We start from the raw sequence: 26,927 nt of genomic DNA, 5'->3' as shown, positions 1-26,927 counted from the left end.
AGTTTTATTGAGAGCGCGGGTAAATGGTGTTTTTCTGGACGTCTTCGGGATTCCAGTTTTTAGTCATATCGCCGGTAGGGCCAAACAGAGTTAAGAGTAGCAAAACTCCCAACACAGCAAATGCGACCCCAAGGATTAGGAGTAGATTCTTGCTCTTTTTTTCTTCGTTAGCCTTAATGCTTGGTGGTCTGGCAGGGGGATTAAATTTCTCAGGGAAAGCCGATTCGATTGCCGCATTGGCTTTTTTAATATGGGCATAGATCGTCGCATCGTCTTTTTCATCCTCGATGGCGCGCATTGCCTCCAGATAGGAACGGTGAGCCAATTCAATCTGTTTAGCGGTTTTTAGGTACTGTTCGTGCCTAGAAAAATGTTCGGGCTTCATAAGGATGTACTTATAATTCCTCTACACTAAGTGCCTAGATTCGTAAGCCCATCAAGGATATGGGGTTTGCCTAGGGATGTTGATCATTACTGCTCTATGTTAACCAAAAACCATACTACCGCGCTGCAATCATTTTCAATGATATCCAATCAAGGAATTTATTGGTTACTTGCTTTGGTATGGCTTTGGGCTGGAGCTACACAGGCTCAACCATTGATGGCAGATCTAAAACCGATCCTAGATACCAAGACCCATAGTATTTACATCTATAAAAGCTCGGTTAAAAACTTACCGCCCGATTGGAAAAAGGTTTGGGTATTAACGAACTTTTACCCAGACCCTAACCAGCCCCCGCTTACCGTTTTATCTACGCGTCGCAATGTGCTATTTGATTGCCGCAAGAATCGGTTCTCTACTTTGGCACTGATTCGTTATGGAGAGCCTAACGCGCTGGGCAAGCCTCTCTTGCAGACCGACTCCGGTTTTGACCTCAAAGAGCGCGAGGTCCCCGAGGGGTCGGCAATGGAAATTATTAAAGGCATTGTGTGCGGTTCCTAGCAGGCTTGTTTAAACTAATGGGTTATGAAATTTAATATATACCCTCCCGAAACCCCGGCTGTCATCGATCCAAATTGGAAAATCGATCCACGCTTTATCGCAAAAACCATCGAGCGGGAGGGGGAACGTCAGCCCTATGGCGGTTTTTATCCGAGCGCTACCGATCTGGGCGTGCCCATGGAGCTCTTGCGGGTCGATCCGGCCCAAGGTCTCATGTTTAAGCTTCATGGCGGCAGCGTCGCTGAATTCATCGGTAGCGAGCAAATGGCGGTGTTATGCGGTCCCAACGGCAAGATGCAATTCAAAGCCCAAATAGTCAAAGCCAATGAAAAGGGCGAGCTAATTGCAGCTATACCCAATGAATTAATTCTGATTCAGCGTCGGAAACAGTTTCGTACATTGGGTCCACCGGATGAGGACTTTAACTTTGTTCTAAGCCTTGGCGCTGGCCAGGAGTTACTGACCAAAGTGATTGATATCAGTTCTGGGGGTATGCTGCTCGATATTCGTTTAGATGCCACCCAAGTGGATATTGGGCGCTATTGGCATGACTGCTATTTTGAGCGCCTAAAGTCGCGCTCTGGCCCAATCGATTTACAAATTAAGAATAATCGCCCAGGCGCTCAGCTAGATCGCATTCGGGTCGGTTGTGAATTGTACGAACCGAACACTCGGGTTTTAAAGGAAATGGAAAGTACGCGCAGTGCGATTGAGAATGCCCGCGTCGCTTCGAAATTAAATCGTTGGTACCTCAACGCATCGTGGTACGACTAAGCGATTGATTGGCGATGATTGAGGTTCGTCAATCCCAGCTTCAATCGCTAAGTCAACATGAAATTGAGCGCTTGGTTTATGTTGACCCCTTAAGCCAATTACCCAATCGACGCTACGTCGAGGAATCCCTTCCCAACTTACTGCAAAAACTCGATGGAACCGCGCTATTTTGTTTTGTCGACATCGATCGCTTTAAACAAGCCAATCAAATTAGTTATGCATTTGGCGACTCTCTCTTAAGTGCATTTTCCCAACGGCTCGCATCGCTTCTCAGGGCCCATGATTTGGTATGCCGTTTTGGTGGTGATGAGTTCATCGTCATTCTGTCTGATCTATCCGCTGCGGATGCTTCGATGCAAGGTCAAGCCATCTGTGAGCGACTCTTAGCGCGCATGCAAGAGCCCTATCGGATTGATGGGAGACTCTATTCAATCACAATCAGTATTGGATCTTGTCCAATCGATACGCAATCCACCTTTGAGGGACTGATCAAGAGTGCTGATGATGCACTCCGTGAAGCCAAGCGCAGCGGTGGAAATGCGCTGCGGATGGCAGATGCGCTGCCGCCCGAGGTCATTAGTGCACAGGCTACTTCGTTCGCGGCAGCGATGCAGATTGATAGTCATCAGAGTTGTGTTGGTGCAGAAATTCGATTGCCTGCAGCGTGCATGGATTTGGCGCAATGGTTTCATTACTTAGAGCGCTTACGATTGCACCGTGCAGCATCGTTCGTTTCGGGTCATACGCCATTTCGTTTGGCCATTGATGTACCGCAGCGTTTGATTATGCAGGATATGGCACTGATTCAATCGTTTACCCAAATGCTCCAAGCGTATGTCGTGAATCATGCGCTTCCCGCTCAAACGATTTGCCTCGAAATGGATGAATCATTTTTGCAGTCAAGCCCGATGGTGGTGGATCATTTTTATCGGGCGATGAGTGAGGCTGAGATTATGCTGTGCTTGGATCATTATGGGCGCCCTCAATCGCGTTTTGGCAGTCAGTGCGAACCATTTTTTTCCTTAGTTAAGCTCTCTGTACATTTATGCGATCGGATTTGTGATGACGTACGCGCCCGATCACAGATTGAGGGTATTGTTGCCTTGGCTAAGACCATGGGCCAAATCCCCATTGCACAAAATTCCATTCATGATGCTGTCATTCAATTGGCCCTAGCCGAATTGGGTTGCGAATATTTCCAAGGACCTTATAAAAGCCTTTAACTCCACCCTATAAGGACTCGCATTGATTTTCATGGGCGCAGTCTAGAATAGGGCTATGGAGCATTGAACAGGTATTGGGCATTCGTTAAACTAAAGGTTTTGGTAGCGCTATGTTGGCATTCTTTCAGAATATGACCCTTGGAAAATGGATTGTGGTGGTTTGTGCCACCCTGTTTTGCATTGTCGCGATCGTATTCTTGCGGGATTTACTGACGAAGAAAAAAGAAGAGGAAGAAAAACCGGTTTCGCCTGAGGAAAGTGAAAAGGTCAAACTCGAACCCTTGTTGGTGGGTAGTCTACAAAAGACCCATCAACTAGAGGATGTAATTAATCAAAAAATAAGCAATATGAAGTTGGATTTGATGGCCGAGCGTCTTCGCATTACTTCCACCGCCGAGGTCTTAAAAAATTTAGCCATTGAGAAGCGGTTTCCAGAGACCCTCTATCAAATTTATTACGAAACCCGCGCTTTTCCTAAAAAATCACCCGAGGCACAAGAAACCGATTTGGAATGGCATCGTCAGGCGGGCATTACTGATTTATCGGTCGAGCCAATTGTTGCTGAAGACGGTATTTTGATTCGCTTTACGCTCCAAGACCATCAGTACTCTCTGAGTGCAATCAATTATCGATTTGCAAGAACGTATTTTGTTGAACTGATCTTGCGAGATCCCGAGGATGTGAAATTATTAGTTGCGCGGGTCAAGGCCAATGAGTCTACAGGTCGAGAGATTTTAGAGAAAGCCGTCATTGAAATGCGCTCAGGCGACTGGATTGATGACATTGCGAGTTGCCGACTCTTAATGGATAAGCGCAAAACGGAAGTTCAACTCTTGGCAGAGCATCGTGAGGTTGAGACCTTAAAAAGCCGATTTATTTTGAATCAAGCGATTCGTAAAAAACAATAAAGACTAGTCACGACGTATGTCCACCGAAGTGAAAAAAACAGTGCATGGTTGGTTCTTGGGCTTTGCCAGCCTTCTCTTAGCCATTGCGCTGGGCGTTTTATTCAGTGCTGCTAGCGATCTAACCGATGCCTCGATGCAATTTAATGCCTTAACCGTGAAGCAACCCCGCTTTGCTGATTTTGTTGGCCCGCAGCGCTATGACATGCTGATGAAAAAGGCGACCAAACGTCCGGCTGCTAACCCTGCCCAAAAAGCAAATACCGAGGCAGCGAAGTCTCCGATCGATCCGGCGAAGGCTCCCCCCGAACCCCCAAAGGCCGCTAATTCACCTGCCGATCAGCCACTTGCACTGGACGCTGCGATTCAGAGAACCTTTGAGTTTTTCTCGGAGTACGAAAATAAGTTATCGAAGCCCAGCTTGCAGATCATTAAGCCCGTGGTTGCTGCGATCGAGACCGGATCACCGGCCGAGCAATCGGGGATCAAGGTGGGCGACACGATTTTGACCGTGGGCGGCACCAAGCTGGAATCCGTGATGGGGTTTTATCTCGCGCTTAGCGATAAGCCAAGCCCTGAACTCTCTTTGCGAGTGTTGCGGGATAAGCGGGAGTTAAACATTATTTTACGCAGCCCCAAGGGAATTATTTTTCATGGCAACAACACAGGAATTAAGTTTGCCCTCCCAGAGGATGTTTTCTACATTACCGAGCAAGATGCCAAGCGACTGGCTGAGCAATATAAAAATGATTTTATGAGCACCATTCCCGCCGATTGGCGCACTGATGCAGCCAACAATTTGATGCAGATGGCACGTCAGCTCAACAATTTAGGTACGGAAATGGTTGATCTCAATAACGCCAAGCCAATTCGGATTAAATCAAGCGATTTGATTGCATGGCAGCATAAACGCTGGTCTGAAAGTCTGGAGGATTATTTCAGTCAGCGCCGCTTGCTGGAAAACAAGGTGATTGAGATTTTGGGTAGCTTTGGGGATGCTATTAGCGGCCTGGTGGCTGCCTTATTGTTCTTTGGGATTGCTCTGTTATCGTTCTTATATAACCGCTCGTTTAGGCATAAAAGTTCAGCATGAATAGCCCTCTTATAGAGTATTGGCTTGGCATCGAGATCAATGGTCAGCATTGTGCGATCTCTGCACGTCAGATTTATGCCACGTTCATTTGTAAGCAGACTCCGCAGTCAGCTGATGCCCTACGCTTGGATGGCATCGTGGTGCATGAGGGGGAGCCCGTTTACCTTAAGCCCCATCATGCCCTCTTAAAACCCATGCAAAGTTCAATCAATCTTCAGGATTGGGGACGAGCCTGCGAAGATCCCAGTTGGGTGATTGTTTTAAAAGATCGCGGCCGAATGGGGCCTGCCTTTAGGGTGCGCAAAATTACTGGACCATTTCATGGGGGCGCGAGCGAGTCAGGCAACTCGGTGCACCATGGTGGCTTCGATTACTCTGTTGTCAAAGTACTGACAAATTAAATGCGTGGATAGTGAAATGGAAAATGCCAATACCCAGGACAAACCCAATCTCGATGAGGGTGTAAAGGACGCGGTCTTTGTTGCCCCCAAAGCTTCGGGCTCATGGTCCGTTCTTAGCTATGTCCTGTTAATTTTGTCGGTCCTCACGGGGATGGCTGCTTTTCTTGCAGAGCGCCATTGGGTTAATGAAGACCGTTATGCCAACGCAATCTCAGCAGAACAAGCGATTGCCGTGAAATTGCCATTTGTATTAAAGGATCTTGCCGATCAAATCAATCGACCCCATCCGTTTGAAACCGCTTGGTTTGCCAGCCTTAAGAAATCCAACAAAGACCTTAAACAGTTTTTGGATCAAGTGCAGATTGTGAGTAAGCCAAAAGAGGCTGCCAAAGACTCAGAGGCTCCCGTTGAGCCAAAACCAAGCTCATTTTTTGGCGCTCTCGATGGTTTAGCCCACTCCATTTTTTCTGCGCTGGATGAGTCGGTCAAGCCATCGGTTAAAGAGCCAATCGTTGCAGTACCCGAACCTCAAGCCATTCCGGTTCTTAAGAATGCGAGCGATGTGATTGCAGTTGCTGCGATTGTCGATGCCGCAGTGACCACGCTCACCAATCAAGAGCTTGAGCTCAACAACATTAAAGTGCTGGCCCAAGCCTTAGCGCCGTTTATGGCTCCTGCTGGCATCCTCGACCTTACAAAAACCCCTGAGGATTCACCGCTCTATAAGATGGCCGTGAGTGCCGATGCTTTTATCAAAGCCAGTAAAGCGTGGCAGATAAACGTCACCGACATCGCTAGCCTCACCGAACTGAATAAAAGTTTTGCCGAGACCATTGATCAGCGCAATTTGTTGGATGCCAGCGTGCAAAAGCCAGCGCCTGGTGCCAAACCAAATCCCAAGGTCATTGAACTGACGACCAAATTAAGGGCAAGTTTGTGGCAGACCAAGGCTCAGCCCACACTGCGCGCCTTGCAAGAGTTCAATAAGCAATTGATTGCGATTCGTACTGCCACTGCAGATCCACGCAGTATTCGGTTAGCCGCCCAAAAGAGTGGCCTGCAACCCACGGCGCTCGAGGACAACTACGGTAACTTGCCATCGATTTTGCTCCTCATTAGCGTACTGTCATCCCTCTTGGCACTCATTAGCGCTGCCGTAGTGAGTCGTTTAAGCAAGACCTTGGTGTATACCGATCGCACTCCAAAATCATCGATTGCGCAACGGTGGACCAAAAATCAATCGGACCGGAAAGCCGAGCGTATTTCCACGAAGCAGCAGATTGCGTTTAAGGATGACCTCCATAAGGAATTAGATCGCCTTAGTGAACAATTTCATGCGGTTAATGAACTCGGAATTAAACTGCGCCAATCGATCACCATGCTGAGTCGGCAAGCTGGCGAAGTCGGGCATCCACCAGAGCTTGAGAATGATTCATCAGCGATTGAGGTCATTGCAGTACCCGAGCAAATCCAAGAAGCCTTTGATGCACTCAAGCAACAAGGCATTCGTCTATACCTCGCGATTTTGGATAACCATTCTGGCAAACAACTGGCTGCCGAAACCGAAAAATTGAATGGCTTAATTGAGGAAGTGGAGTCGACCGTCACCCAGTCTGAGGGCTTGGTCAAGCAGTTGTATGACGAACTGGATTTACGGATGCGTAAATCACAGGCTGCGATTTCAAGTTCAGGTTCCTTGCAAATCTTTGAGCAGGATGCAAACCGGGTGATCGTTGCGTTTGATGAATGGAAAGCCGAGTTGGAGCAATTGGGCGAATCGGTATCGTCACTGAAGAAGTGGGTTGATCACCATGGCTGAAGAGCGCCCACTGTTTCTGGTTGACATTGATCGAGCCTTAGAAGGCTTGGTCATTGCGCAATCGCAAGAACTGGGTAATTTTGATAGCCTCATCATGCATTGCGTTGATTTAGCCAATGCCCTAGACGGCGCGCGGATGGTTGAGCTCTCGAACTTTGCAACCGAGCTGAGTCAGCAACTCAAAGATCATCGCCCGAGTAATGCCCAAAATGAGGCCGAGAGTAAAAGTAGTAAAGAGCTCGTGCTGCTCGTGCACGATCTTGTCGAGATTGTGCGAGCTGAAACCGAGAGCGTCTCCGTTTTGGCCGATGAAAATGGCGAGAACACTCACACTCCGGACCTCACGCACCTGGAGAGTCAAAAAAAGGAGTTCTGGAAGCAGTTGCTGCGCTTTAACAAACAAAGCATTGCCCATTCACTCTCGGAGGTGCATGCAAGCCTAAGCCATGCGCACGCTGCGGTGGATTCCTTTAAACACCGCGCAATTTCGCAAAGCAGTGTGGTTGATCCGATCATTGACTACCCAACCCAAAGTGACATCATTAATAAACGTCTGGATCAAACCATTCAAGACCTTGATGCCATTTTTAAACCCTTTTTAAATCCGATGACCAGTGCAAGTGATGGAATCGCTACCCTTGACACTGCATTGACTATCCCAGTAGCCGCCACGGAGATCAACGATATGAGTTCGCTTGATAAATCAATCGCTACGAACTTTATTGATCAAAATAGCCAATACAGCTTTAATCGTCGCGCCGCCCTAAATCGTTTGCAAGCCGTTCGGATGATTGCGCAAAAGGCTAAAGGTTGGAGCCGCAGTGAAAGCGATCATTTATTGTCTGACCAGCAAGATGACATCGTGCGGGTTGGGCAGCAATCCCTCAAAAAACGGTTTGAGGGATTGAGCGATGAGCTTTTGATTGATGAGGTCTATGCCGATCCCGATATTGCCCAAACGCTTGTGACCTGCTTAAGTATCTTGCCCCCATGCCCGAGTATTTTTGCTGTGGAGCAGGGCTCCATGATCTTTGTGGATCTGGATGCCATCGTTCCCACCGAAGACCAGGTGGTTGCGATTGGCGGTTTGCTTGCTTCGATTGCGGGCAGTATAGAGGTCATGGAGCAAGGGATTCGGATGAGTTGCCCCTCAAGCTTGATTCGGATGCCGATTGTGAACATGGTCCGCCATCACGAGCTCTATGCGATTCCCGCTGTTCAATACCTTTCCTCGGATCGCATTCTCGAGTCCGAGAAAACGGTTTGGGATCAACTCGGCTCGATTGAGGAACCGAAGATTCAGCTAAAGCTGCGGGTGGGTAATCAACTGTACGAGCTTTATGCCCACGAGTTTATTGGGATGCAGACCATGAACATCCACCTCGAGATCCCCAGTTCCATTTCGAAGCCGGCGTGGTTGGGCGGGATCGCACTCGATGGCGATAGCCAAGCCCATTATTGGGTAGCGATCGATCGCTTCACACGATGAATCGTCTGCGCGCGCTATTGCTTTGCCTAGGGCTTGCCCTTTTTGGAACCCAAGCGGCTGACGCGCAAACCCAAGCCCAAACCCAATCCCAAGCCAATCCCCCTACCAATCTTGCCCAGCAAGTTCCAGGCATTCCGCTTGAGGTGCAAAACAACATTCGGCGCTTTATCCAAAAAAGCCCGACGGTGGCTGGTTTTCGGACCGAAGTGGACTTTTTGGAGCCTTCCATGGTGCTCCCAGCCTGCCCCGGAGGAACGATTGAGGTCTTATCGGCCCCCAATATGCGTCTTTGGGGGCGCAGCGTGGTGCAGGCCCGTTGCCTAAAAGCCGCCTGGTTATTCAATATCCCGGTGATGATCCGGGTGTACGGGGATTATGTGGTCTCCACCCGCTATTTACAGGCCGGAAGCCGCTTATCGGCCTCGGACATGCGCATCACCAACGGAGATCTCACCGGGGTGCCCGATGACGTTCTACGAAGCCCCAGGGAGGCGGACGACCGGGTCTTAACCCGCCCCATCCAGATGGGGATGCCGATTGGGCTAAACGATTTACGAGAAACTGCCGTAATCAAAGTAGGGGATCCGGTTACCATTTTGCTAAAAGGTCGGGATTTCCAGGTTACCGGGACCGGAACCGCCCAAACGCAAGGCATGATGAACGAAATGGTGCGGGTTCGGTTAAACGATGGCCAGGTATTGCAGGGTAAGGTGATACGGCCCGGGGTTGTGGAAATGACCCTAGACCGTTAAAGTACGGACTTATAAGGGAAAGCGATGAAGATCAACGACAGTACACCACTCATTCCGTCGGGCAAAGAGCCAGGCCGGGTGGATGTTGCTCAAAAATCGCCCCCTGGTATCCAAAATCCCAATGCGAAGGCCGAGGCACTCAAGGGCCCCGCAGTCAGCCTTGATATTAGTCTCACGGCCAAACTGGCTGAGATCAAGGAAGAGCTCAAAACCGATAAGGCAACGGATAAAGTCCTCTTGGATAAAATCCGTGCCAAGATCGATGCCGGTGAATTTGAGATCGACTACCAAAAGATTGCCAACGGCATCTTAGGCGATACGATTGCTGCCCTTGGTAGCAAAGTTCGCGCCAAGTAATTTTCTAAAGCGAAAGCAAAACTTGAAGCCATTCATGGCTTAGCGTATGCTATCGCCAACTTCATTGATTCCTTCATCGCTATGACCTTTGCTGAACTCCAGTCGCTTTTACAACAAATTGCCGCCGCCGTTGCTCGTCTGCGCCAAACACTGGAAACCAACAATATGGATGCATTGCCCGATGCCCTTGAGCAAACCCGGGTTGCGTTGGAGTTAATCAATGGTTATCCCGAAGGACCCGAGAAACTCAAAGCCGATATCAATCAATACCCCGAAGAGCAAAAACAAATCTTGCATCAATTACTCGATCAAGCATCGGTCGATCACCAAATTAATGGCGATTTGATTCGTCTAGCCATGCAACGCAGTGCCGCCATGCAATCCTTCATCGCCCAACAAGCGCCAGGAGCAACCTACGGCAGTGACGGCGAGGTGCCTGGTGCGGTGGGTGGGGTGTTATCTCGAAAGGCTTAAGGCGTAAGGTAAGACCTTAGCGAATTTTCAGCTTCGCCCGAATCCGAATCATTCCTTGGGTATGGATTTGGCTAATGCGCCCAGCCGTTAGGTTCATGACCTGTGCAATCTCGCGATAGGATAGGTCTTCTTGGTAATGCAGCGCCATTACTAACCGTTCATTTTCAGGTAGGCCCTCAAGAATCGATGCAATGCGATCAGCAAACTGCCGCATCGATGCTGCTTGCAATGGATCAGAACCTAGATCAGCGGGGAGCATTTCTTCGGAGAGATCATCCAAGGGCATGAGATTGACCATGGTCCCCATCACCTCATGGTATTGATCAAGGCTCATTTCACAGGCATCGGCCACTTCGATCTCGGTAGGATGACGACCGAGGGTCTGCTCAAGAGAGCGCGTAGTTTTTTCAAGACGGACGAGATCATCGCGTTGGTTGCGCGGCAGGATATCGTTGCGTCGACAGGCATCGTAAATCGCCCCCCGAATCCGGGTGCGCGCATAGACCTCAAAGTTCAGATTTGGTTGTGGTTCGTAACGCTTGAGTGCATCGAGTAGACCCGTTAAGCCCTCTTGCACCAAATCATCGATTTCAACATTCGGGGGTAAGCGCGATGCAATCTGATAGGCAATGCGTTTTACCAGCGGTAAATGGGTGGTAATGGCCTCATTGAGGTCAAGCGCCTGATAGGCAGTGGGAGTGCGTGGGGGCATGCCAATACGGTAATAAAAACGGTAGGCCAATAATACGGCAGAAATGAACCTAAGCCGTTATTTTGGCGGAAATCGTTTTGAAAAACTCCACGGGCAGAACAAATTCGCTCACGGGGCCCGCTACCGGAACACTGATTTCGTTATCTTCGGGATCCACCACAATGCGACTTGACATAAACGCTCGAATCCAACCGGCAAAGTGCAGCGCTTGATGCAAGACCGTTTGTGAAGCCTCGGCTAATTTTTGAAAGGCGGCTTGCCCCTCTTCTTCGGAGGCGCCACCAATGATTAACACCGGATAACTTTCATTGGTCTGAAACACGCACATCTCGCGCACCATGGCTAAGGCTCGACTCAAGGATTCGTGATCGGGCGAGCTCACTACAAAGCGTTTAATTTGATGACCATAGTAGGACAAGATGGTGGCATTCGGATCGGTGGTGGGTACCAAGATGTAATCGATGCTCAAGCCCGCTTGCAAAAGTCGCTCATCCAAAGTGGGTAGCTTAATTTGCCGACGGGCGTGCAGCGCTCGAATCTTAGCTGCCGTGGCATACCAAAAGTGATCCTCAACATTACGAACTACTTTTAAGAGATGAACAGCGTTACTCAAGGCTTGGGCCAGATCGTAGCGAGTGGGGTATAAAAAACCAGCCATGGTGCGCCGCTCGGATAAGCCAAACTCATCTAGCAGCAAAGTCTTATGACCCCCATTTTTCAGGGCATGCGCAGTGCCATGCCCCAAATGAATCGTCGTATCGACATCAAGGGCGCTGGCTAAGCAAACCACACAACTGGATTCAGCGCCAAAGATGGAGCGCAGGCCCTCGGCTTGATCAACGCCTGATTGTGAAACGCTCTCAGTCATTAGGAGGTTTTGATCCAATCACCCAAGTTATTGGAGAAGATGGCTGGGATTTGATCATCGCTGTAAGACAGATCTTCAGAGAATGCTCGTGCTTGAACGGCGCGATGACTTAAGTAATCAAGATCAGGCAAGCTCAAATCTTCGGGTACACGCTGACCATTGGAGATAAATAAGAGCGGCATATCGTGCCGAATAATGCTATCGACCACAGGTGCCACGTGGGCCGCTTCATCAATCTTGGTAATGACCGCCGCATCAATCTTGCCAGCCCCATTCTTTTGAGCTGCTTGGTTATGTAGCTTAATCACTTCTTCTTGCGTTCTTAAATCGGTTGTCGAGCTCATCACCAAGATCCGCGACGCATTTTGTGAGCCATCTTGCAAGGTCTTGGATTGCTCAAGCATCAGGGTGTCGCGCTGACTAACGCCAGCAGTATCGAGTAAAACAATCTTGCGCCCTGAGAGTTCTTTAAGTTTGGTTGAGAGGTCTTCGCCGTCACGCAAAGAGGTCACGGTAAGTCCCAAGATCTTGGCAAATACTTTTAACTGCTCTTGGGCGCCGATACGATAGGTATCGGTCGTTAAGAGGGTGACTTGATTGCGTCCATAGCGCAACACGCAACGTGCTGCAATCTTAGCTACCGTGGTGGTTTTGCCGACCCCAGTGGGTCCAATGAATGCAAACACCCCGCCTTTATCAAAGGTCGCAAAGGCATCAACGGTTTTGATCATGCCCTTGATCTGATCGCGCACATTCTGTAAGAGGGTGGGAAGATCCGAGGTCTCTGGAAGTTGACGGGTGATGTCTGCGCACAACTGGGGGGAGAAGCCGGTATTGAGTAAATGCTTGATGACCTCGGTGAGGTGAGCTTTCTCTTGCTGCAAATTACCCCAAAAATTACCAGCCACACGCGATTGCAATAAGTTCTTCACCTCACCAATCTCGGAGAGGAGCTTCTCAACACGCGGTGAGTTTGCAAGCTCAGCAATGGTTTTTGGGTTCGGACTTGCTTCAGCAGCGCCGTTGCGATGGCTGCCATTGAATGATTTGGGCGTAACTGGCGTTTCCTCCGAACCCTCACCTACAAATTTAGCCTCACTGGCAGGAATGCGCTGCGAGGACTCAAAAAAAGCCGGCTTAAAACTATCTCCCGAGCTGATGTTGGCGGAAGAAGGGGAAATTCTGGGGAACTCCACGCGCTTAAAGCCAGCGTTGTTGCTGGGATCAGCTGTGGCGAAGGTGCTGGGCTTGGGGATATTGCGAGCCGCACTTAATTTAGCGGGTTGGGCAAAGCTTGGGGCAATTTCCACTTCGGGGTCGAGATCGCGGGGGCGACCGCCTGAGCCAGATCCTCCGGAGGAGAGTTTGGCTAAATCTTGGGGGGTGATGGCCACAATTTCAACGCCATTGACAGTGTCGCTTGTCGACAAAATCATGGCATCGGCACCCATCTCGAGGCGAACCTTTTTTAAGGCTTCTGCAGTGTTTGAGGCGGTGAATTTTTGGGGACCCATATGTACTCCGTTATACAGGGATTTTAGTTGGTTTGGCCTGCCTGACTACATATTACTCGGTAAAAGCTCAGATTCGCGCTGGGGGGGAGTTCGCCCAGTGCCAGGACGATGGCTTGCGGGCAAACCCGTTTGGCAATCTTGGCAAAAGTCATGCGGGTGCGGGTACCACTCACAATCACTGGCGGTAAATTATTGGCTTCCATTTCTTGCACGCCTTTAATGACTTCCTCTCCAAATAGGCGTGCCAAGGAGGGCTCAATCACACCATCCGGAGCGATTGCACCAGCGCCAATCGATTGCTCAATGAGGCGTTCAAACTCCGGCTGAATCCCCAAGACCTGGTAGTTGGGCCCCTCACCCAAAGTCTCTTGCACGATGGTGCGACGCAGGGCATAGCGAATGAAGGGCATGACATCGATGGGGTTGGATAGCTTATCGGGGTGCTCGCTCGCAACCTCGATGATGGTGCGCAAATCTTTAATGGGGACGTTCTCATCCAGGAGCATTTGCAAAATCCGCTGGAGGGTGGCAACACTTACCACCTTCGGAATCACATCCTCAACCAGCTTGGGGTAGCTCAACTTGAAGTGATCCAAGAGATCTTGGGTCTCTTGGCGACCGAGTAACTCGCTCGCGTGTTGGCGGATTAAATGATCTAAGTGCGTTGCTAACACCACCGCAGGCTCGACCACGGTGCAACCTTTGGTAATGGCATCATCGCGTTGGGAGCGCTCAATCCACACCGCGGGCATGCCAAAGGTTGGGTCTTTGACGGCAATACCGTTAATCACTTCGGCACCACTCGGTTGAATTGCTAATAGGCGATCGGGTAAGCATTGGCCGCGACCAATCTCCGCACCATAAAGTAAGACGCGATAGTTCTCAGCCGGTAGTTGCAAGTTATCCCGGATATGCACCGACGGAATTAAGAACCCAACCTCGGTTACGAACTTGCGACGAATCGCTTTGATACGTTTAATGAGATCACTCTCATCGCCGCGATCAACCAGTGGTATCAAGCGATACGCCAACTCCAAGCACAGAGGCTCAACAATGGGCACATCCTTCCATTCCAACTCTTCACGAACCGGTATGGCACGAGCTGCTACCGCAGCCTCTTCTTCCCGTTTGATGGTTCGTTGGTGCGCTAAATAAGATAAGCCCCCAAAAAGAACGGCAAAGGTAATGAAGATAAAGTGGGGCATTCCAGGAATGACACCCAAGACCCCAAAAACACCAGCCACCACCGCTAGCGCATTGCTATTGGCTTGGAACTGCTTTGATACCTGGCCCGAGAAATCGTCTTCGGTTGCAACGCGGGTTACCAAAATACCCGCAGCGGTGGAGATGATGAGTGCTGGAATTTGCGCTACAAGACCATCACCAATGGTTAGCGCACCAAAGGTAGAGAGTGCTTTGCTAAATGACATGTCGTGTTGGAACACGCCAACCAATAAACCGCCGACTAAATTAATCACCAAAATCATGATGCCGGCAATCGCATCGCCGCGCACAAATTTGGATGCACCGTCCATTGAGCCGTAAAAGTCAGCTTCTTGAGCAACCTCGGCTCGGCGGGCCTTAGCCTCATTTTGCTGAATGATGCCGGCATTCAAATCCGCATCAATTGCCATCTGCTTACCGGGCATCGAGTCCAAGGCAAAACGGGCTGAGACTTCAGCGACACGCCCCGAGCCCTTAGTAATCACCACAAAGTTAATGATGGTGATCACAATGAAGATCACGATACCAACTGCAAAGTTACCGCTAATTAAGAACACTCCAAACGCTTCAATTACCTTACCGGCTGCATCGGTGCCTTGATAGCCCTCGGAGAGCACTACTCGGGTGGAAGCCACATTGAGAGAGAGTCGTAATAGGGTGGTGAGTAGTAAAACCGTTGGAAACGCCACAAAATCCTTAAAGGATTTGATATTGATGGCAGTAAATAAAACGATGATTGATAAGGCGATGTTGAAGGTAAAGAGCACATCGAGCATCACAGCTGGTAATGGCACCAGCATCATGATTAAAACGAGTAAAACAAGGACAGGTATAGCGCCCTGGGCAGATGGACTAGGTAGTTTGGCTGTCTCTATACCTAAGATATTCATAAGAGATAGGTATTAACCCTTAAATTACGCAAATAAGACCCCTCAAAAAACAAAAAAAGTACTAAATCTGCCAATAAATGCAAAATTTGCCCTAAATATACCCATATGAGGAAAAAATGTAAACAACTTAGGCAATATTTGCCGATAAGATACCGATTTTCTTAGGGAAATTGCTAAGAAAAAGACTTCCTAGGTTAGGAAGTCCTCAGTCTTGAGGTCAATATATCAATGACATAACCTTTCATTCTCCCAAAATTAGATGTACTCAATATGATCTAATTTGGTGCAATTTATTAGTCGTTGGCTTTACCAGAGAATCAATTGACTAACCATAAATCTAAAAGATATTTATTCTTTTTAATATCTACGTGTGAGCATACAAACTTAACTGGTCCGAAATTTACTCAGCTTGGATTAAATCATTATGCATACACAATTTTATGTAAGACAACATTACAGATTATGATTGAGCTTATAAGATTTCAGAATTTATATAAAAACTACGCACATCAAGCTACCAATGAAACATTTAAAGAGAAAATTCTCACAGCTTGAGAATTCTCGCCTTCAAAAAAAAATAAAAACGAATTCTGCTGATGATTTAGTTAAAAAAGCCTTTTCTCTTCACGTGGAAGGGAAATTAATAGATGCTGCAAAAATTTATTTTGATGCGCTTAAGGATAATCCGCACCATTTCGATGCTCTTCATTTACTTGGCTGTGTTGCTGCGGATAACCATGACTATAAAGAGGCATTCACATATTTTTTAAAGGCAATAGAGGTAAATCCAGCGGAAGCAGTTGTTTACAGTAATTTTGGTATGGCTTTACATCAATCCGGAAAGCCTGAAGAGGCTGTAAATTTTTTTAAAAAAGCACTCGAGTTAAATCCAAATCTTGCAGATGCAATTTATAATTTAGCCGGTTCTTATCAGGAAATAGGTCAGACAATACTTGCTGTTGAGGAATACAAAAAGTATTTAACTGGTAATCCAAAATCTTTTCAAGGATTTAATAATCTTGGAAATGCCTATCAAAAACTTGGTGAGTTTCAGGAGGCAATTAATTGCTACAACAAAGCAATAGAATTAAAAAATACTTTCCCAGAGCCATTTAATAATCGTGGTAATTTGTACTACTTACTCCAACACTATCCTTTGGCACTGCAAGATTTAGACAAGGCTATAGAGATTAAAGCTGACTATGCTGAAGCGTATAATAATCGTGGTAATGTCCATGAAAAAATGGGTAAATTTAATGATGCTTTAGCTGATTTTCAGCGGGCAATTGATTTAAAAGATTCTTATGCTGAACCATACCATAATCGTGCAAATTTATTTGTTAATGTTGGACAACACGAACTGGCCTTGCCAAATTATCGGCGCGCCCTTGATTTAAAACCAACCTATGAATACGTAGAGGGAACGGCCTTTTACACTCAATTACATATTTGTGACTGGTCCAACTTCGAACCTCAACTTGCCCAGTTTTTAACGCGCGCAGCATTGGGTCAAAAGGTTGCCCCACCATTTCATGCAATTGCCTTACTTGATTCTGGTATTTTGCAAAAACAAATTGCGCAAACTTGGATTGCCGATAAGCATCCATCTAGCCTATCTTCGTTTTTGCCGCCACTCCAGTCACCAGTGCGGGGTCCGAAGATTCGGTTAGCATACTTTTCAGCAGATTTTCACAATCATGCCACGATGTTTTTAATGGCTAAGCTCTTTGAGTGCCACGATCGATCTCAGTTTGAACTCTTTGCTTTTTCATTTGGCCCAGACTCTTCTGATGTTATGCGGCAACGCGCCGTAGCCGCCTTTGATCATTTTTTGGATGTACGGGGCCAATCGGATCTTGAGATTGCTGCCTTGTCGCGCAAATTACAAATTGATATTGCCGTAGATCTTAAGGGCTTTACGCAACATGCCCGTACCAGTATCTTTGCCTATCGTGCAGCCCCTATTCAAGTTAATTACCTGGGTTACCCTGGCACTATGGGCGCCCCATATATTGATTACATAGTCGCCGATCGGGTGCTCGTGCCTCCTGGCAATGAGCATTTTTACAGTGAGAAGGTAATCTATATGCCACATAGTTACCAAGTGAACGATGACGAGCGCCCGATTGCTAATACGGTTTATACCCGGGAGCAACTTGGATTACCGGATACAGCCTTTGTTTTTTGTTGTTTTAATAATAATTATAAAATTTTACCTACCACCTTGGATAGTTGGTTGCGGATATTGGGAGCCGTCTCTGGGAGCGTGTTGTGGTTATTGGCAGACAATCCGACAGCTGTCAAAAATTTACAGCAAGCAGTTCGTGACAGGGGAGGCGATCCTAGCCGCCTAATTTTTGCTCAACGCATGCCGTTAGCCGAGCATTTGGCAAGACATCGGCAAGCCGATTTATTCTTAGATACCTTGCCATGTAATGCGCATACAACAGCGAGCGATGCCTTATGGGCTGGTTTACCCTTACTAACATGGGCTGGGGAGGCATTTGCAGGACGGGTTTCAGCGAGTCTTCTTTCTGCCATGAACCTACCCGAATTAATTACGCATAGTCAAGCCGAGTACGAGCAGCGAGCTATAGAGATAGCCCATGATCCCAATCAACTCACACAGTTAAAGGCCAAAGTAGCACAAATGCGCCATATCAGCCCCTTATTTAAGACTCAGCAATACGCACATGATTTAGAGGCAGCCTATCAGGAAATGATAAAAAGTGTTTAAAAATTTTACTGAAATACTTACGAAGTATCATAAATTTGGCAGGTAAAAATTATGGATGAAGTCTATAGGTCAATATGCATGCCCTCTAATCGCCCATTGGGAAATTCTCAGCGATCTATTGAATCAGCATTAACTTATATCAAGTTAAATAAAGATACAGATTTTTCTGTAAGTGATAATTCTGGTGATTTGTTGAAATCAGAAAAATTTGGACAACAAATTACAGATAGATTTAGTTACCACGCGGACCATTCGTTAAGTGAAACCCAAAATTGGCTAAATGCTGCCAAATTATCCTCAGGAAAATTTATTGCGTTCATGGGGGATGATGATTTCATTATTTCAACAAAAGCTCAGATGACCAGAATTGACAATCCATTAACAATTGGATTGCGTCCTAATATCATAGTTTGGGACAAAAATAGTGGTGTCACTGCTGGTAGTAACTTTGCTATTACGGAACGTACCGCAAAAGATCGAATACAAAAATACTTTGAGCTTGCAAAAGGAAACAATAATACGCTCTACAGCTTCATACGAAGGGATATTTCTCTTGATATAAATTTTCTTTGTCAAGAATTTCATCCTGTAAAAACCGGATATTACGATTGGGCTATCGTATTGGCATATTTATCATCAGGCATTCTTCAAGTAGATCATTCAAGCATTTATGTATACGATAACAATAATTGGAATGGCAGCGAAATAGATATATCTAATCGAATAAAAAGTTTATTTGAAAAGGGCGGTGTTAGCGATCGAGCTGCCTACTTTATTAAATTTTTTCTCGGAATTGATTCGTTTATTTTAATTCTCAGAAGACAATCACCAACTTCAAGGGGCGAATTAGAAGAAGCCGCAATTTTTTCTTTATATAGTTATATGCAATCATTTGCAGAAGACTATAACAAACATAAAAATTTATTTACCCCTGCTGAGCAGTCGATAATTGAATTGGGAAGTCAGGTAACAGACATTAACAATATGCTTAGTTGGATACTTAAAGTTATCGAGTCGTTTTCAGAACATTTGGTTCCTAAATACATCAATTTTTATGAAAATTGTATTTATCGGCCATGGGGAAAATTTTAATCAGATGAGTATCCAAGTAGTTTGTATCGCTCGAGATATAAGTAAACCAATTTCCCCCTGGGAATATCGGCAGTGGCCTGGAAAATGGCCATTGGGTAATTCACAAGTTGGGAATTGTATTTTTATTCCCCCGATAAACGGTGAGTTCCTTGGAGACTGGCTTATTTGTTTAACACCCCCACCGCCAGTAATAAAAACCGCTATCCCCAAGGAAAAAAGAATATTTTTTATGATGGAGACGCCGGATTTTTGGAGTCCAGAGCCAAACTTTCTGGATCAATTTGGTTGTGTAGTTTCTCCTTACACGATATCTAACTTTTCTGGATTTCAAGTTAATTCGGTTACAACAGGACTATTTTGGTGGTACGGAATTTCAATGAAAAACCATACCCCAGGTAATTCATGGCTTTACTTTGATGAAATACAATCTGAGGCGTTCCCTGAAAAGAATAAACTTATATCAACCATAACATCATCTAAGTTATTTTTACCGGGCCATAAAAAAAGATTTGCATTTACTCATCAACTAAAAGATTATTACGGTGATAAGTTAGATTTGTTTGGATCAGATATCAACCCCATTCCAGATAAAAGAGATGGACTTGTTCATTATAAATATCATATTGCCATAGAAAATTCCATTTATCCGCATTATTGGACAGAAAAATTATCAGACCCCTTACTAGCAAGATGTATTGTTTTTTATGCCGGCGCATCTGAAATAGGACAATATTTTTCAAATAAAATTGTTATTCCAATAAATATAGAAAATTTTGATGAAACAATTAAAATCATTGATGCGCACCTTAATGAGAATTCAAATCCAATAGAAGAAATTGAGGAATCTCGAAAAAAAATGCTTTATGACTTTAATTTTCCTTTTTTTTGTGATGAGCTAATCAAGTATTTAATCAAAAAAAGTGAAATTTATTAATATTAAAGTTTAATTCATTTAAGTAGTTTGAGTTCCGAAATTACGTCATTGATAACATGAGTCCAATCACCATTCTTCTGTTGGGTGAAGATTTTTATTGATGGGTACCACAATGATTGGCTTTGATTTGACCAGCGCCAACATGTATCAAATCTATTTAGAAGCCAGACAGGTTTATTTAAAGCCCCAGCTAGATGAGCAACAGAAGTATCAACGCAAATTAATAAATCTAGATTCATTATCAAGGCAGCAGTATCTGAAAAATCATTTAATTCATTTGTGAAGTCAATAAAATTATCTGATGACCAAAAAGATTTTTTTAGCGTTTTTAATTCAGATTCAGCAGGCTCACCTTTTTGTAAGTTATAAAAATCAATATCCAGGTTATTAATTTTTGAAATTTCTTGAAAAGAAATATTTCGTCTTTTGTTTACAGACCATAATTCAGGTTGATTCGGCCTATATCCGCCACTCCATACAAGTCCAACACGCAGCTTTGTATGCTCGCCCAATCGTCTTGACCACTCTTTGACCTTACTTTGGCAGGCTTCGATGTATGGGGTTGTGCGAGGAATGGAGGAAAGGTTTGTTTTTAAAGCCAATGGCAGGCTCATCATCGGTATGTGGAAATCATGATGGGGGATTATGTTTTCAGAGGCCACTAAATAATTTACCCCTTTAAGTGATCGAAATAATTGAAATAACGAACTTTGAACCTCAAGAATTACATTTGCACCTAAATTTGCCAGAATTACGCAATACCGACTAAATTGTATGGTGTCACCTAAACCTTGTTCATAATAAACAAAAATTGTTTTATTCATAATATCTTCGTCACCTAACCATAATTGAGAAGATAAATTACGATAATTAACAGTAGATAATCTCTTTCGCCATTCATACTCTAAAAAGCCGTTTGAATAATTACCTTGCGCCAAATAAGATAAAGCAAGATTTACGTGAGCTTCAGATAAATTTTCATTTAGATCAATTGCCTTCATTAAATTTTCAATTGAAAGGCTGAGGTTTCTAGTTGTATGTAATGTCCAACCTAAATTATTATATGCTTCAGAATAATCTGGTCGAATTGATATTGCGTTTTCAAAATATCTAATCGCCTCATCAAATTTACCAAGTTCACGTGATACATTGCCAAGATTGTTATAAGTTTCAGCTGAAGTTGGTTTTAAAGATAAAACTTTTAAGTAAGAGTTCCTCGCATCATCAAACTGAAATAGTTTTTCAAGTACCAATCCGTGATTGTGATGTGCCTCAGCTAACATCGGGTCAAGATTAATTAACTTGGTTAGATCTATTAAAGCAGGTTCATATTTCTTCTGCTCAATATAGAGATTTGATCGCTCAATAAGGCAATTAGTATGATTTTCATTTTGCTGTAATGCTAAGTTAAGATAATGAAGAGCATTTTCATATATCTGAAGATTTTTATATGAAATACTCAGAAAATAGTATGCATCTATAAATTGCTGATTAAGAGATATAACTTTGAAAAAATCCTCTATAGCTAAATCAAAAGCTCTTTGATCAAAATAAACTTTTCCACGATTGAAGAAGGCTTCTAGAAGATAAGGATCGAGTTCAATGGCCTTAGTATAAAAATCGATAGCTTGGTCAAAAATTTTAATATGCTTATTTATATTGCCTATGAGTCCATACGCTTGGGCTAAGTTAGGATTAATTGATAGTACCGTTTGAAGATCTTCAATTGCTGATCGATGCTGTTCTTTCTTCAAATAAACTTTTGCTCGATTAAAATAAGCCTCAAGAAAATTTGCTTGGAATTCGATTGCCAAATCGTAATGTTTTAGTGCATCATCGTTTTGATGTTGTTTTTCATAAATGATACCTAAATTAAAATGTGCTATAGCACTCTTGGGATTAATTTCTAGAGCATAGAATAGAAATTTTATTGCTTTTTGGTAATTTTGTAGCTGAGCATGAATGGCTCCACAAAGGAATAAGCAATCGAAATTTTGCGGAAAGTTTTCTGTTGCTTTTTCAGCAAGTACTTGAGCTTCAACAATTTTGTTAGAGCTTAATAGTGTACGAATGTTTTCTATAACAAGAGCCAATTCAATCATCTCTGTATTATATGAATTTTATAGTACTAAATTAGGTTTTTCATAAAAACAAATATTTAAAATTAGGTTTATGGATAAAATTGTACAAAGAGCAGTTAACTTAATTCAGCAAGAAAAAATATTTGAAGCTGAAGAACTTTTGAAAAATTGCTTGAAAAGGGACCCAAAAAATTTAAATATTATTTTGGTTTTAGCAAATTTATTTTCAAATCAAAATAAATTTATTGAAAGTGAGTCATTATTCTTGCGTGCCAACGAAATTTTACCTAACTCGGCATCAATTACTTATAATTTGGGTAGAATTTTGATGTTACAACAAAAGTTTTCTCAGGCACGTCCATATTTTGAGCAATCAATCAAACTTGATCCAAACTCTTTTTGGGGATTAACAAATTATGGAATTGTTTTATTTCGACTTGGCTTAATTCAAGATGCATCTAATATATTCAAAGTTGCATGTGATGTCGATGTGAATAACGCTTTTGGTTGGTCAAATTTTGGAAATGCTTTGCAAGCAGCGGGTAAATATTCCGAATCAATTGAAGCATATAAAAAAGCGCTCCAACTAAGATCAAATGATTACCCTGAAGTTTGGTCCAATATGGCAGTAGCATTGCAGGGACTATTGGATTTTGATCAAGCCCTTGCGTCATGCGATAAAGCGCTATTACTTAACCCTTTCTTTGCAGAAGCGTGGTTTAACAAGGGGAACATCTTTCTGCAAGTGAATAAATTATCTGATGCAATTGTTTGTTTTTTAAAGGCAGTAGATATTAAGAAAGATTATCTAGATGCATATTTAAATTTGTCAGTTACTTATCATATTCTTGGTCAATATAATTTAGCAGATTTGGCAATTGATAGGGTAATTCAATTAAATTCTTCTGATGCCAGAGCCTGGAATCATAAAGGTGTAATCGCCCATGATTTAAATCAATATGTAGTTGCAGTAGATTGTTTTATAAAAGCTCATGCACTTAATGCTGAATACGATTATTTAATAGGCAATTTACTGAATTTGCAAGGTAGGCTTTGTGACTGGTCCAACTTCGAACCTCAACTTGCCCAGTTTTTAACGCGCGCAGCATTGGGTCAAAAGGTTGCCCCACCATTTCATGCAATTGCCTTACTTGATTCTGGTATTTTGCAAAAACAAATTGCGCAAACTTGGATTGCCGATAAGCATCCATCTAGCCTATCTTCGTTTTTGCCGCCACTCCAGTCACCAGTGCGGGGTCCGAAGATTCGGTTAGCATACTTTTCAGCAGATTTTCACAATCATGCCACGATGTTTTTAATGGCTAAGCTCTTTGAGTGCCACGATCGATCTCAGTTTGAACTCTTTGCTTTTTCATTTGGCCCAGACTCTTCTGATGTTATGCGGCAACGCGCCGTAGCCGCCTTTGATCATTTTTTGGATGTACGGGGCCAATCGGATCTTGAGATTGCTGCCTTGTCGCGCAAATTACAAATTGATATTGCCGTAGATCTTAAGGGCTTTACGCAACATGCCCGTACCAGTATCTTTGCCTATCGTGCAGCCCCTATTCAAGTTAATTACCTGGGTTACCCTGGCACTATGGGCGCCCCATATATTGATTACATAGTCGCCGATCGGGTGCTCGTGCCTCCTGGCAATGAGCATTTTTACAGTGAGAAGGTAATCTATATGCCACATAGTTACCAAGTGAACGATGACGAGCGCCCGATTGCTAATACGGTTTATACCCGGGAGCAACTTGGATTACCGGATACAGCCTTTGTTTTTTGTTGTTTTAATAATAATTATAAAATTTTACCTACCACCTTGGATAGTTGGTTGCGGATATTGGGAGCCGTCTCTGGGAGCGTGTTGTGGTTATTGGCAGACAATCCGACAGCTGTCAAAAATTTACAGCAAGCAGTTCGTGACAGGGGAGGCGATCCTAGCCGCCTAATTTTTGCTCAACGCATGCCGTTAGCCGAGCATTTGGCAAGACATCGGCAAGCCGATTTATTCTTAGATACCTTGCCATGTAATGCGCATACAACAGCGAGCGATGCCTTATGGGCTGGTTTACCCTTACTAACATGGGCTGGGGAGGCATTTGCAGGACGGGTTTCAGCGAGTCTTCTTTCTGCCATGAACCTACCCGAATTAATTACGCATAGTCAAGCCGAGTACGAGCAGCGAGCTATAGAGATAGCCCATGATCCCAATCAACTCACACAGTTAAAGGCCAAAGTAGCACAAATGCGCCATATCAGCCCCTTATTTAAGACTCAGCAATACGCACATGATTTAGAGGCAGCCTATCAGGAAATGATAAAAAGTGTTTAAAAACAATAAGTTATAAAAATATTTATTCTTTTTTTCAATATTTATAAAAAACACTAAACGCTTGTCGTAGTAATGCCGTAAGTAAAAGTACGGGCAGTGATTCCGTTTTCGGAAATCATCAGAGCTTATTACGACAGGAGAGAAAAATGCCTACAGTTATTAATACAAATTTAGCGTCATTGTTCGCGCAGAATAGTCTGAATAATGCGCAAAACAATCTTGCGCAGTCAGTGCAACGTTTATCGTCAGGATTAAGAATCAATTCTGCTAAAGACGATGCTGCAGGTCTCTCTATTGCTCAAAACATGCAATCACAGATTAATGGTACAAATCAGTCTGTACAAAATTTGAATAATGCTACAAACCTGTTGCAGGTAGCTGATAATTCGTTAGCAACAATTCAAGATATGCTTTTGAAGTTAAAGCAATTAGCCACACAAGGATACGATGGCTCATTGTCAAATATTCAAAGACAGGCGATCGTAACGCAAATGCAGGATCTAAATGATGAGATCAATAAGACTGCTGCGAGAACCCAGTTTAATCAAATTAATTTACTATCTTCCGGCTCAACAGTTGATACTAATAATAGTTCAATTGAGGCTGATAAAGATATGGTTTTTACTGTTACCAGCATCAGTACCGGTGGACTCTTACAAAGCGGAACTTTGAATGCTGCTACTTTGGGTGGCGGTTCTGGAACGTACACTACAACTCTATCAAATAGTTTCACAAATAAGCTAGCTGGTCAAGCCTTTATCTTGTCCTCAAGCGGAGCAAACTTAACATTAACTGGAACAATTGATGGTAATGCTACATCCCAAACTGTTGTTGTAAACAATTTTGTGGGGGCCGGATCATCTACTTCTTCTCTACAAAGTCAAACATTAGACTTTAGTGATTTTGGAGTTAAGGTTGGGTTGCAAATTTCTGTAACTGGCACTGGAACAATTACAGGAACGACCATTGCCTCAACGTTTGCAAGTTCTGCCATTAAAACCTTGACAGTTAATGGAAGTACATCAACCGTTTCAGATGTACGTTTATCTGGAATGGGTCCTGGAACTTATGCTATATCATCAAGTATGACCAGTGGTACAGTAACAATGACTGGTACCATCAATGGTAATACCGTGGCTCAAACTTTAACTCTGGGTACGTTTGCTGCCAATACTACAACTACCTTAGACTTTTCCTCATTTGGCGCCCAATTTGATATAAAAACTTATGCTGTGGCTGCTTCCGCGGGTCAAATTGCAAACGCGCTCTCCCAAAGTTTGTATAGCGGCACTAACGTAACTGGAAGTTTTGTTGTTAGCAAAGGTGCCAATAGCGATCTTCAGTTCCAAAGTGGACCCGCTTCCGACTCATTCATTAATATTTACACGGTAAACGTTCAAACTGCTACTTCTGGAGCCTATGCTGGTGCAGCATCGCAAATGACTACCCTTGGTACTCGTATTACTAGTACCACTAGTGGTAATTTGGGAGGATTAACAGCTAATGATGATGTAGCTGATTGGCAAGCTGCTTTCCAACGAGCTGCGGCGGCTGCAGATAATGCGATAGACTATATTTCAACGCAGCGTGCCACATATGGATCGCAGATGAATCGGTTGTCGTACGTTTCAACAAACTTACGTGAACAAAGTACGAATCTGCAAAACTCAAGATCAGCGATTATTGATACAGATTTTGCCTCAGAAACAGCAAAGCTAACTCGTGGTCAGATAATGCAACAAGCAGCAACTGCTATGTTAGCTCAAGCTAACCAAATGCCAAATGTTGTACTGGCTTTGCTTAAGTAAGAAAAGATTAGGCGTAGTATGATAATAAAATCATACTATGTCTAATTAATTATTAGCATGGGAGTTTATTAAAATGAGTTCATCAGTTAATATAAATGGAAACGTTGCAACAAACGTAACTCCGTTGCAAACTGCTGGCCCTTCGTTTTCTAGTTCATCTGCTAATCAATCAGTTAAGGCTGATTCAGAAATTATTGCTCAGGTTGTTAGCGTGGAAATCAAACCATCGAATATCAACCAGACAATCCAGCCAACCCGAGAGGCTATCGAAAAAGCCGCCGCTGATTTACAGCAGTTTGTTCAAGCAATGGGAAGGGATCTTAGTTTTTCAGTGGATTCAATTACCGGCTATCACGTGGTTCGTGTAACTAACCCTGCTACAGGGGAAACGGTTCGTCAATTGCCCTCGGCTGAGCTTTTGCGTCTAGCCCAAAGCTTTGAACAAATGAATGCAGCATTAGTGAACCAACGAGCCTAACATAAAACTAAATCTATG

The 26,927-nt window shown here is 44.3% G+C and carries 23 protein-coding genes; 17 read left to right on the top strand and 6 right to left on the bottom strand.

The annotated features are described in order from the left end of the window. Positions 1–4: 4 nt before the first annotated feature. Positions 5–385 (bottom strand): hypothetical protein, encoded by a 381-nt coding sequence (locus tag QUE65_RS08035; protein WP_215369724.1) that lies wholly within the window; start codon positions 383–385, stop codon positions 5–7. A 138-nt stretch (positions 386–523) separates the two neighbouring features. Here QUE65_RS08035 and QUE65_RS08030 point away from each other — a divergent pair, with 138 nt between their 5' ends. The 11 genes from QUE65_RS08030 (at position 524) to QUE65_RS07980 (ending at position 10,230) form a co-directional block, all read left to right on the top strand. Next, positions 524–943, top strand: a complete 420-nt coding sequence (locus QUE65_RS08030) for a surface-adhesin E family protein (RefSeq protein ID WP_286280541.1) — start codon at positions 524–526, stop codon at positions 941–943. Positions 944–967: 24 nt separating this feature from the next. Then, the gene (locus tag QUE65_RS08025; protein WP_286280539.1) at positions 968–1,717 is read left to right on the top strand and encodes a PilZ domain-containing protein; all 750 of its coding nucleotides are present in this window, start codon (positions 968–970) and stop codon (positions 1,715–1,717) included. A gap of 14 nt (positions 1,718–1,731) precedes the next feature. Beyond that, positions 1,732–2,940, top strand: coding sequence for a diguanylate cyclase domain-containing protein (locus QUE65_RS08020; RefSeq protein ID WP_286282496.1), 1,209 nt, complete (start codon positions 1,732–1,734; stop codon positions 2,938–2,940). A gap of 110 nt (positions 2,941–3,050) precedes the next feature. Then, positions 3,051–3,848: a hypothetical protein gene (locus QUE65_RS08015; RefSeq protein WP_286280538.1), complete on the top strand. Its 798-nt coding sequence runs from the start codon at positions 3,051–3,053 to the stop codon at positions 3,846–3,848. Positions 3,849–3,864: 16 nt separating this feature from the next. Beyond that, on the top strand, positions 3,865–4,938 hold the full coding sequence (locus QUE65_RS08010; RefSeq protein WP_286280537.1) for a PDZ domain-containing protein: 1,074 nt from the start codon (positions 3,865–3,867) through the stop codon (positions 4,936–4,938). Further along, positions 4,935–5,339: a hypothetical protein gene (locus tag QUE65_RS08005; protein ID WP_215369713.1), complete on the top strand. Its 405-nt coding sequence runs from the start codon at positions 4,935–4,937 to the stop codon at positions 5,337–5,339. The genes QUE65_RS08010 and QUE65_RS08005 overlap by 4 nt, the downstream gene beginning before the upstream one ends. Positions 5,340–5,355: 16 nt before the next feature. After that, entirely contained in the window at positions 5,356–7,158 is a 1,803-nt protein-coding gene (locus QUE65_RS08000) for a hypothetical protein (protein WP_286280536.1), read from the top strand. Further along, positions 7,151–8,647: a hypothetical protein gene (locus QUE65_RS07995; protein WP_286280534.1), complete on the top strand. Its 1,497-nt coding sequence runs from the start codon at positions 7,151–7,153 to the stop codon at positions 8,645–8,647. The genes QUE65_RS08000 and QUE65_RS07995 overlap by 8 nt, the downstream gene beginning before the upstream one ends. Then, positions 8,644–9,399 (top strand): flagellar basal body P-ring formation chaperone FlgA, encoded by a 756-nt coding sequence (gene flgA / locus QUE65_RS07990; protein WP_286280533.1) that lies wholly within the window; start codon positions 8,644–8,646, stop codon positions 9,397–9,399. Before QUE65_RS07995 ends, flgA begins: the two co-directional genes overlap by 4 nt. A 24-nt stretch (positions 9,400–9,423) precedes the next feature. Beyond that, positions 9,424–9,756 carry a flagellar biosynthesis anti-sigma factor FlgM gene (flgM, locus tag QUE65_RS07985; RefSeq protein ID WP_215369706.1) on the top strand — a complete coding sequence of 111 codons (333 nt, stop codon included), beginning with the start codon at positions 9,424–9,426 and terminating at the stop codon, positions 9,754–9,756. A gap of 81 nt (positions 9,757–9,837) precedes the next feature. Further along, complete coding sequence (locus tag QUE65_RS07980) at positions 9,838–10,230, top strand: hypothetical protein (RefSeq protein ID WP_286280528.1); 393 nt, start codon at positions 9,838–9,840, stop codon at positions 10,228–10,230. A gap of 16 nt (positions 10,231–10,246) precedes the next feature. Here the strand turns inward: QUE65_RS07980 and QUE65_RS07975 are convergent, their stop codons facing one another. Genes QUE65_RS07975 through flhA form a run of 4 tightly spaced genes read right to left on the bottom strand, consistent with a single transcriptional unit; the run spans position 10,247 to position 15,438 of the window. Next, the gene (locus QUE65_RS07975; RefSeq protein ID WP_286280527.1) at positions 10,247–10,942 is read right to left on the bottom strand and encodes a FliA/WhiG family RNA polymerase sigma factor; all 696 of its coding nucleotides are present in this window, start codon (positions 10,940–10,942) and stop codon (positions 10,247–10,249) included. 49 nt (positions 10,943–10,991) lie between these two features. After that, positions 10,992–11,810: a P-loop NTPase family protein gene (locus QUE65_RS07970; protein WP_286280526.1), complete on the bottom strand. Its 819-nt coding sequence runs from the start codon at positions 11,808–11,810 to the stop codon at positions 10,992–10,994. Next, complete coding sequence (gene flhF / locus QUE65_RS07965; RefSeq protein WP_286280524.1) at positions 11,810–13,324, bottom strand: flagellar biosynthesis protein FlhF; 1,515 nt, start codon at positions 13,322–13,324, stop codon at positions 11,810–11,812. Before flhF ends, QUE65_RS07970 begins: the two co-directional genes overlap by 1 nt. Before the next feature lie 23 nt (positions 13,325–13,347). Next, entirely contained in the window at positions 13,348–15,438 is a 2,091-nt protein-coding gene (gene flhA / locus QUE65_RS07960) for a flagellar biosynthesis protein FlhA (protein ID WP_286280523.1), read from the bottom strand. A 520-nt stretch (positions 15,439–15,958) separates the two neighbouring features. Between flhA and QUE65_RS07955 the strand changes: the two genes are divergently transcribed. From QUE65_RS07955 to QUE65_RS07945, 3 genes are all read left to right on the top strand, one after another. Next, positions 15,959–18,175 (top strand): tetratricopeptide repeat protein, encoded by a 2,217-nt coding sequence (locus tag QUE65_RS07955; protein ID WP_286280521.1) that lies wholly within the window; start codon positions 15,959–15,961, stop codon positions 18,173–18,175. 78 nt (positions 18,176–18,253) lie between these two features. After that, positions 18,254–19,267: a PH domain-containing protein gene (locus QUE65_RS07950; RefSeq protein ID WP_286280520.1), complete on the top strand. Its 1,014-nt coding sequence runs from the start codon at positions 18,254–18,256 to the stop codon at positions 19,265–19,267. After that, a complete protein-coding gene (locus QUE65_RS07945) occupies positions 19,230–20,201 on the top strand; it encodes a glycosyltransferase family 10 domain-containing protein (protein WP_286280519.1) in 972 nt (323 codons plus the stop codon). Before QUE65_RS07950 ends, QUE65_RS07945 begins: the two co-directional genes overlap by 38 nt. A 14-nt stretch (positions 20,202–20,215) precedes the next feature. Here the strand turns inward: QUE65_RS07945 and QUE65_RS07940 are convergent, their stop codons facing one another. Further along, positions 20,216–22,303, bottom strand: coding sequence for a tetratricopeptide repeat protein (locus tag QUE65_RS07940; RefSeq protein WP_286280517.1), 2,088 nt, complete (start codon positions 22,301–22,303; stop codon positions 20,216–20,218). 70 nt (positions 22,304–22,373) lie between these two features. Between QUE65_RS07940 and QUE65_RS07935 the strand changes: the two genes are divergently transcribed. The 3 genes from QUE65_RS07935 (at position 22,374) to QUE65_RS07925 (ending at position 26,909) form a co-directional block, all read left to right on the top strand. After that, on the top strand, positions 22,374–24,623 hold the full coding sequence (locus QUE65_RS07935; protein ID WP_286280516.1) for a tetratricopeptide repeat protein: 2,250 nt from the start codon (positions 22,374–22,376) through the stop codon (positions 24,621–24,623). Positions 24,624–24,769: 146 nt separating this feature from the next. Next, positions 24,770–26,431, top strand: a complete 1,662-nt coding sequence (locus QUE65_RS07930; RefSeq protein WP_286280515.1) for a flagellin N-terminal helical domain-containing protein — start codon at positions 24,770–24,772, stop codon at positions 26,429–26,431. Positions 26,432–26,504: 73 nt separating this feature from the next. After that, positions 26,505–26,909: a flagellar protein FlaG gene (locus tag QUE65_RS07925; RefSeq protein ID WP_286280514.1), complete on the top strand. Its 405-nt coding sequence runs from the start codon at positions 26,505–26,507 to the stop codon at positions 26,907–26,909. The last annotated feature ends 18 nt before the right edge of the window (positions 26,910–26,927 follow it).

Origin of the sequence: Polynucleobacter sp. HIN8 (assembly GCF_030297615.1) — a bacterium.
Classification (GTDB): Bacteria; Pseudomonadota; Gammaproteobacteria; order Burkholderiales; family Burkholderiaceae; genus Polynucleobacter.
Note: the sequence above shows the minus strand (reverse complement) of the source record. Positions and strands in the feature narration are given on the sequence as shown.

Coding starts and splice junctions, on each gene's coding strand:
- QUE65_RS08035 (WP_215369724.1), bottom strand. CDS start 385: ATGAAGCCCGAACATTTTTCTAGGCACGAACAGTACCTAAAAACCGCT.
- QUE65_RS08030 (WP_286280541.1), top strand. CDS start 524: ATGATATCCAATCAAGGAATTTATTGGTTACTTGCTTTGGTATGGCTT.
- QUE65_RS08025 (WP_286280539.1), top strand. CDS start 968: ATGAAATTTAATATATACCCTCCCGAAACCCCGGCTGTCATCGATCCA.
- QUE65_RS08020 (WP_286282496.1), top strand. CDS start 1,732: ATGATTGAGGTTCGTCAATCCCAGCTTCAATCGCTAAGTCAACATGAA.
- QUE65_RS08015 (WP_286280538.1), top strand. CDS start 3,051: ATGTTGGCATTCTTTCAGAATATGACCCTTGGAAAATGGATTGTGGTG.
- QUE65_RS08010 (WP_286280537.1), top strand. CDS start 3,865: ATGTCCACCGAAGTGAAAAAAACAGTGCATGGTTGGTTCTTGGGCTTT.
- QUE65_RS08005 (WP_215369713.1), top strand. CDS start 4,935: ATGAATAGCCCTCTTATAGAGTATTGGCTTGGCATCGAGATCAATGGT.
- QUE65_RS08000 (WP_286280536.1), top strand. CDS start 5,356: ATGGAAAATGCCAATACCCAGGACAAACCCAATCTCGATGAGGGTGTA.
- QUE65_RS07995 (WP_286280534.1), top strand. CDS start 7,151: ATGGCTGAAGAGCGCCCACTGTTTCTGGTTGACATTGATCGAGCCTTA.
- flgA (WP_286280533.1), top strand. CDS start 8,644: ATGAATCGTCTGCGCGCGCTATTGCTTTGCCTAGGGCTTGCCCTTTTT.
- flgM (WP_215369706.1), top strand. CDS start 9,424: ATGAAGATCAACGACAGTACACCACTCATTCCGTCGGGCAAAGAGCCA.
- QUE65_RS07980 (WP_286280528.1), top strand. CDS start 9,838: ATGACCTTTGCTGAACTCCAGTCGCTTTTACAACAAATTGCCGCCGCC.
- QUE65_RS07975 (WP_286280527.1), bottom strand. CDS start 10,942: ATGCCCCCACGCACTCCCACTGCCTATCAGGCGCTTGACCTCAATGAG.
- QUE65_RS07970 (WP_286280526.1), bottom strand. CDS start 11,810: ATGACTGAGAGCGTTTCACAATCAGGCGTTGATCAAGCCGAGGGCCTG.
- flhF (WP_286280524.1), bottom strand. CDS start 13,324: ATGGGTCCCCAAAAATTCACCGCCTCAAACACTGCAGAAGCCTTAAAA.
- flhA (WP_286280523.1), bottom strand. CDS start 15,438: ATGAATATCTTAGGTATAGAGACAGCCAAACTACCTAGTCCATCTGCC.
- QUE65_RS07955 (WP_286280521.1), top strand. CDS start 15,959: ATGAAACATTTAAAGAGAAAATTCTCACAGCTTGAGAATTCTCGCCTT.
- QUE65_RS07950 (WP_286280520.1), top strand. CDS start 18,254: ATGCCCTCTAATCGCCCATTGGGAAATTCTCAGCGATCTATTGAATCA.
- QUE65_RS07945 (WP_286280519.1), top strand. CDS start 19,230: ATGAAAATTGTATTTATCGGCCATGGGGAAAATTTTAATCAGATGAGT.
- QUE65_RS07940 (WP_286280517.1), bottom strand. CDS start 22,303: ATGATTGAATTGGCTCTTGTTATAGAAAACATTCGTACACTATTAAGC.
- QUE65_RS07935 (WP_286280516.1), top strand. CDS start 22,374: ATGGATAAAATTGTACAAAGAGCAGTTAACTTAATTCAGCAAGAAAAA.
- QUE65_RS07930 (WP_286280515.1), top strand. CDS start 24,770: ATGCCTACAGTTATTAATACAAATTTAGCGTCATTGTTCGCGCAGAAT.
- QUE65_RS07925 (WP_286280514.1), top strand. CDS start 26,505: ATGAGTTCATCAGTTAATATAAATGGAAACGTTGCAACAAACGTAACT.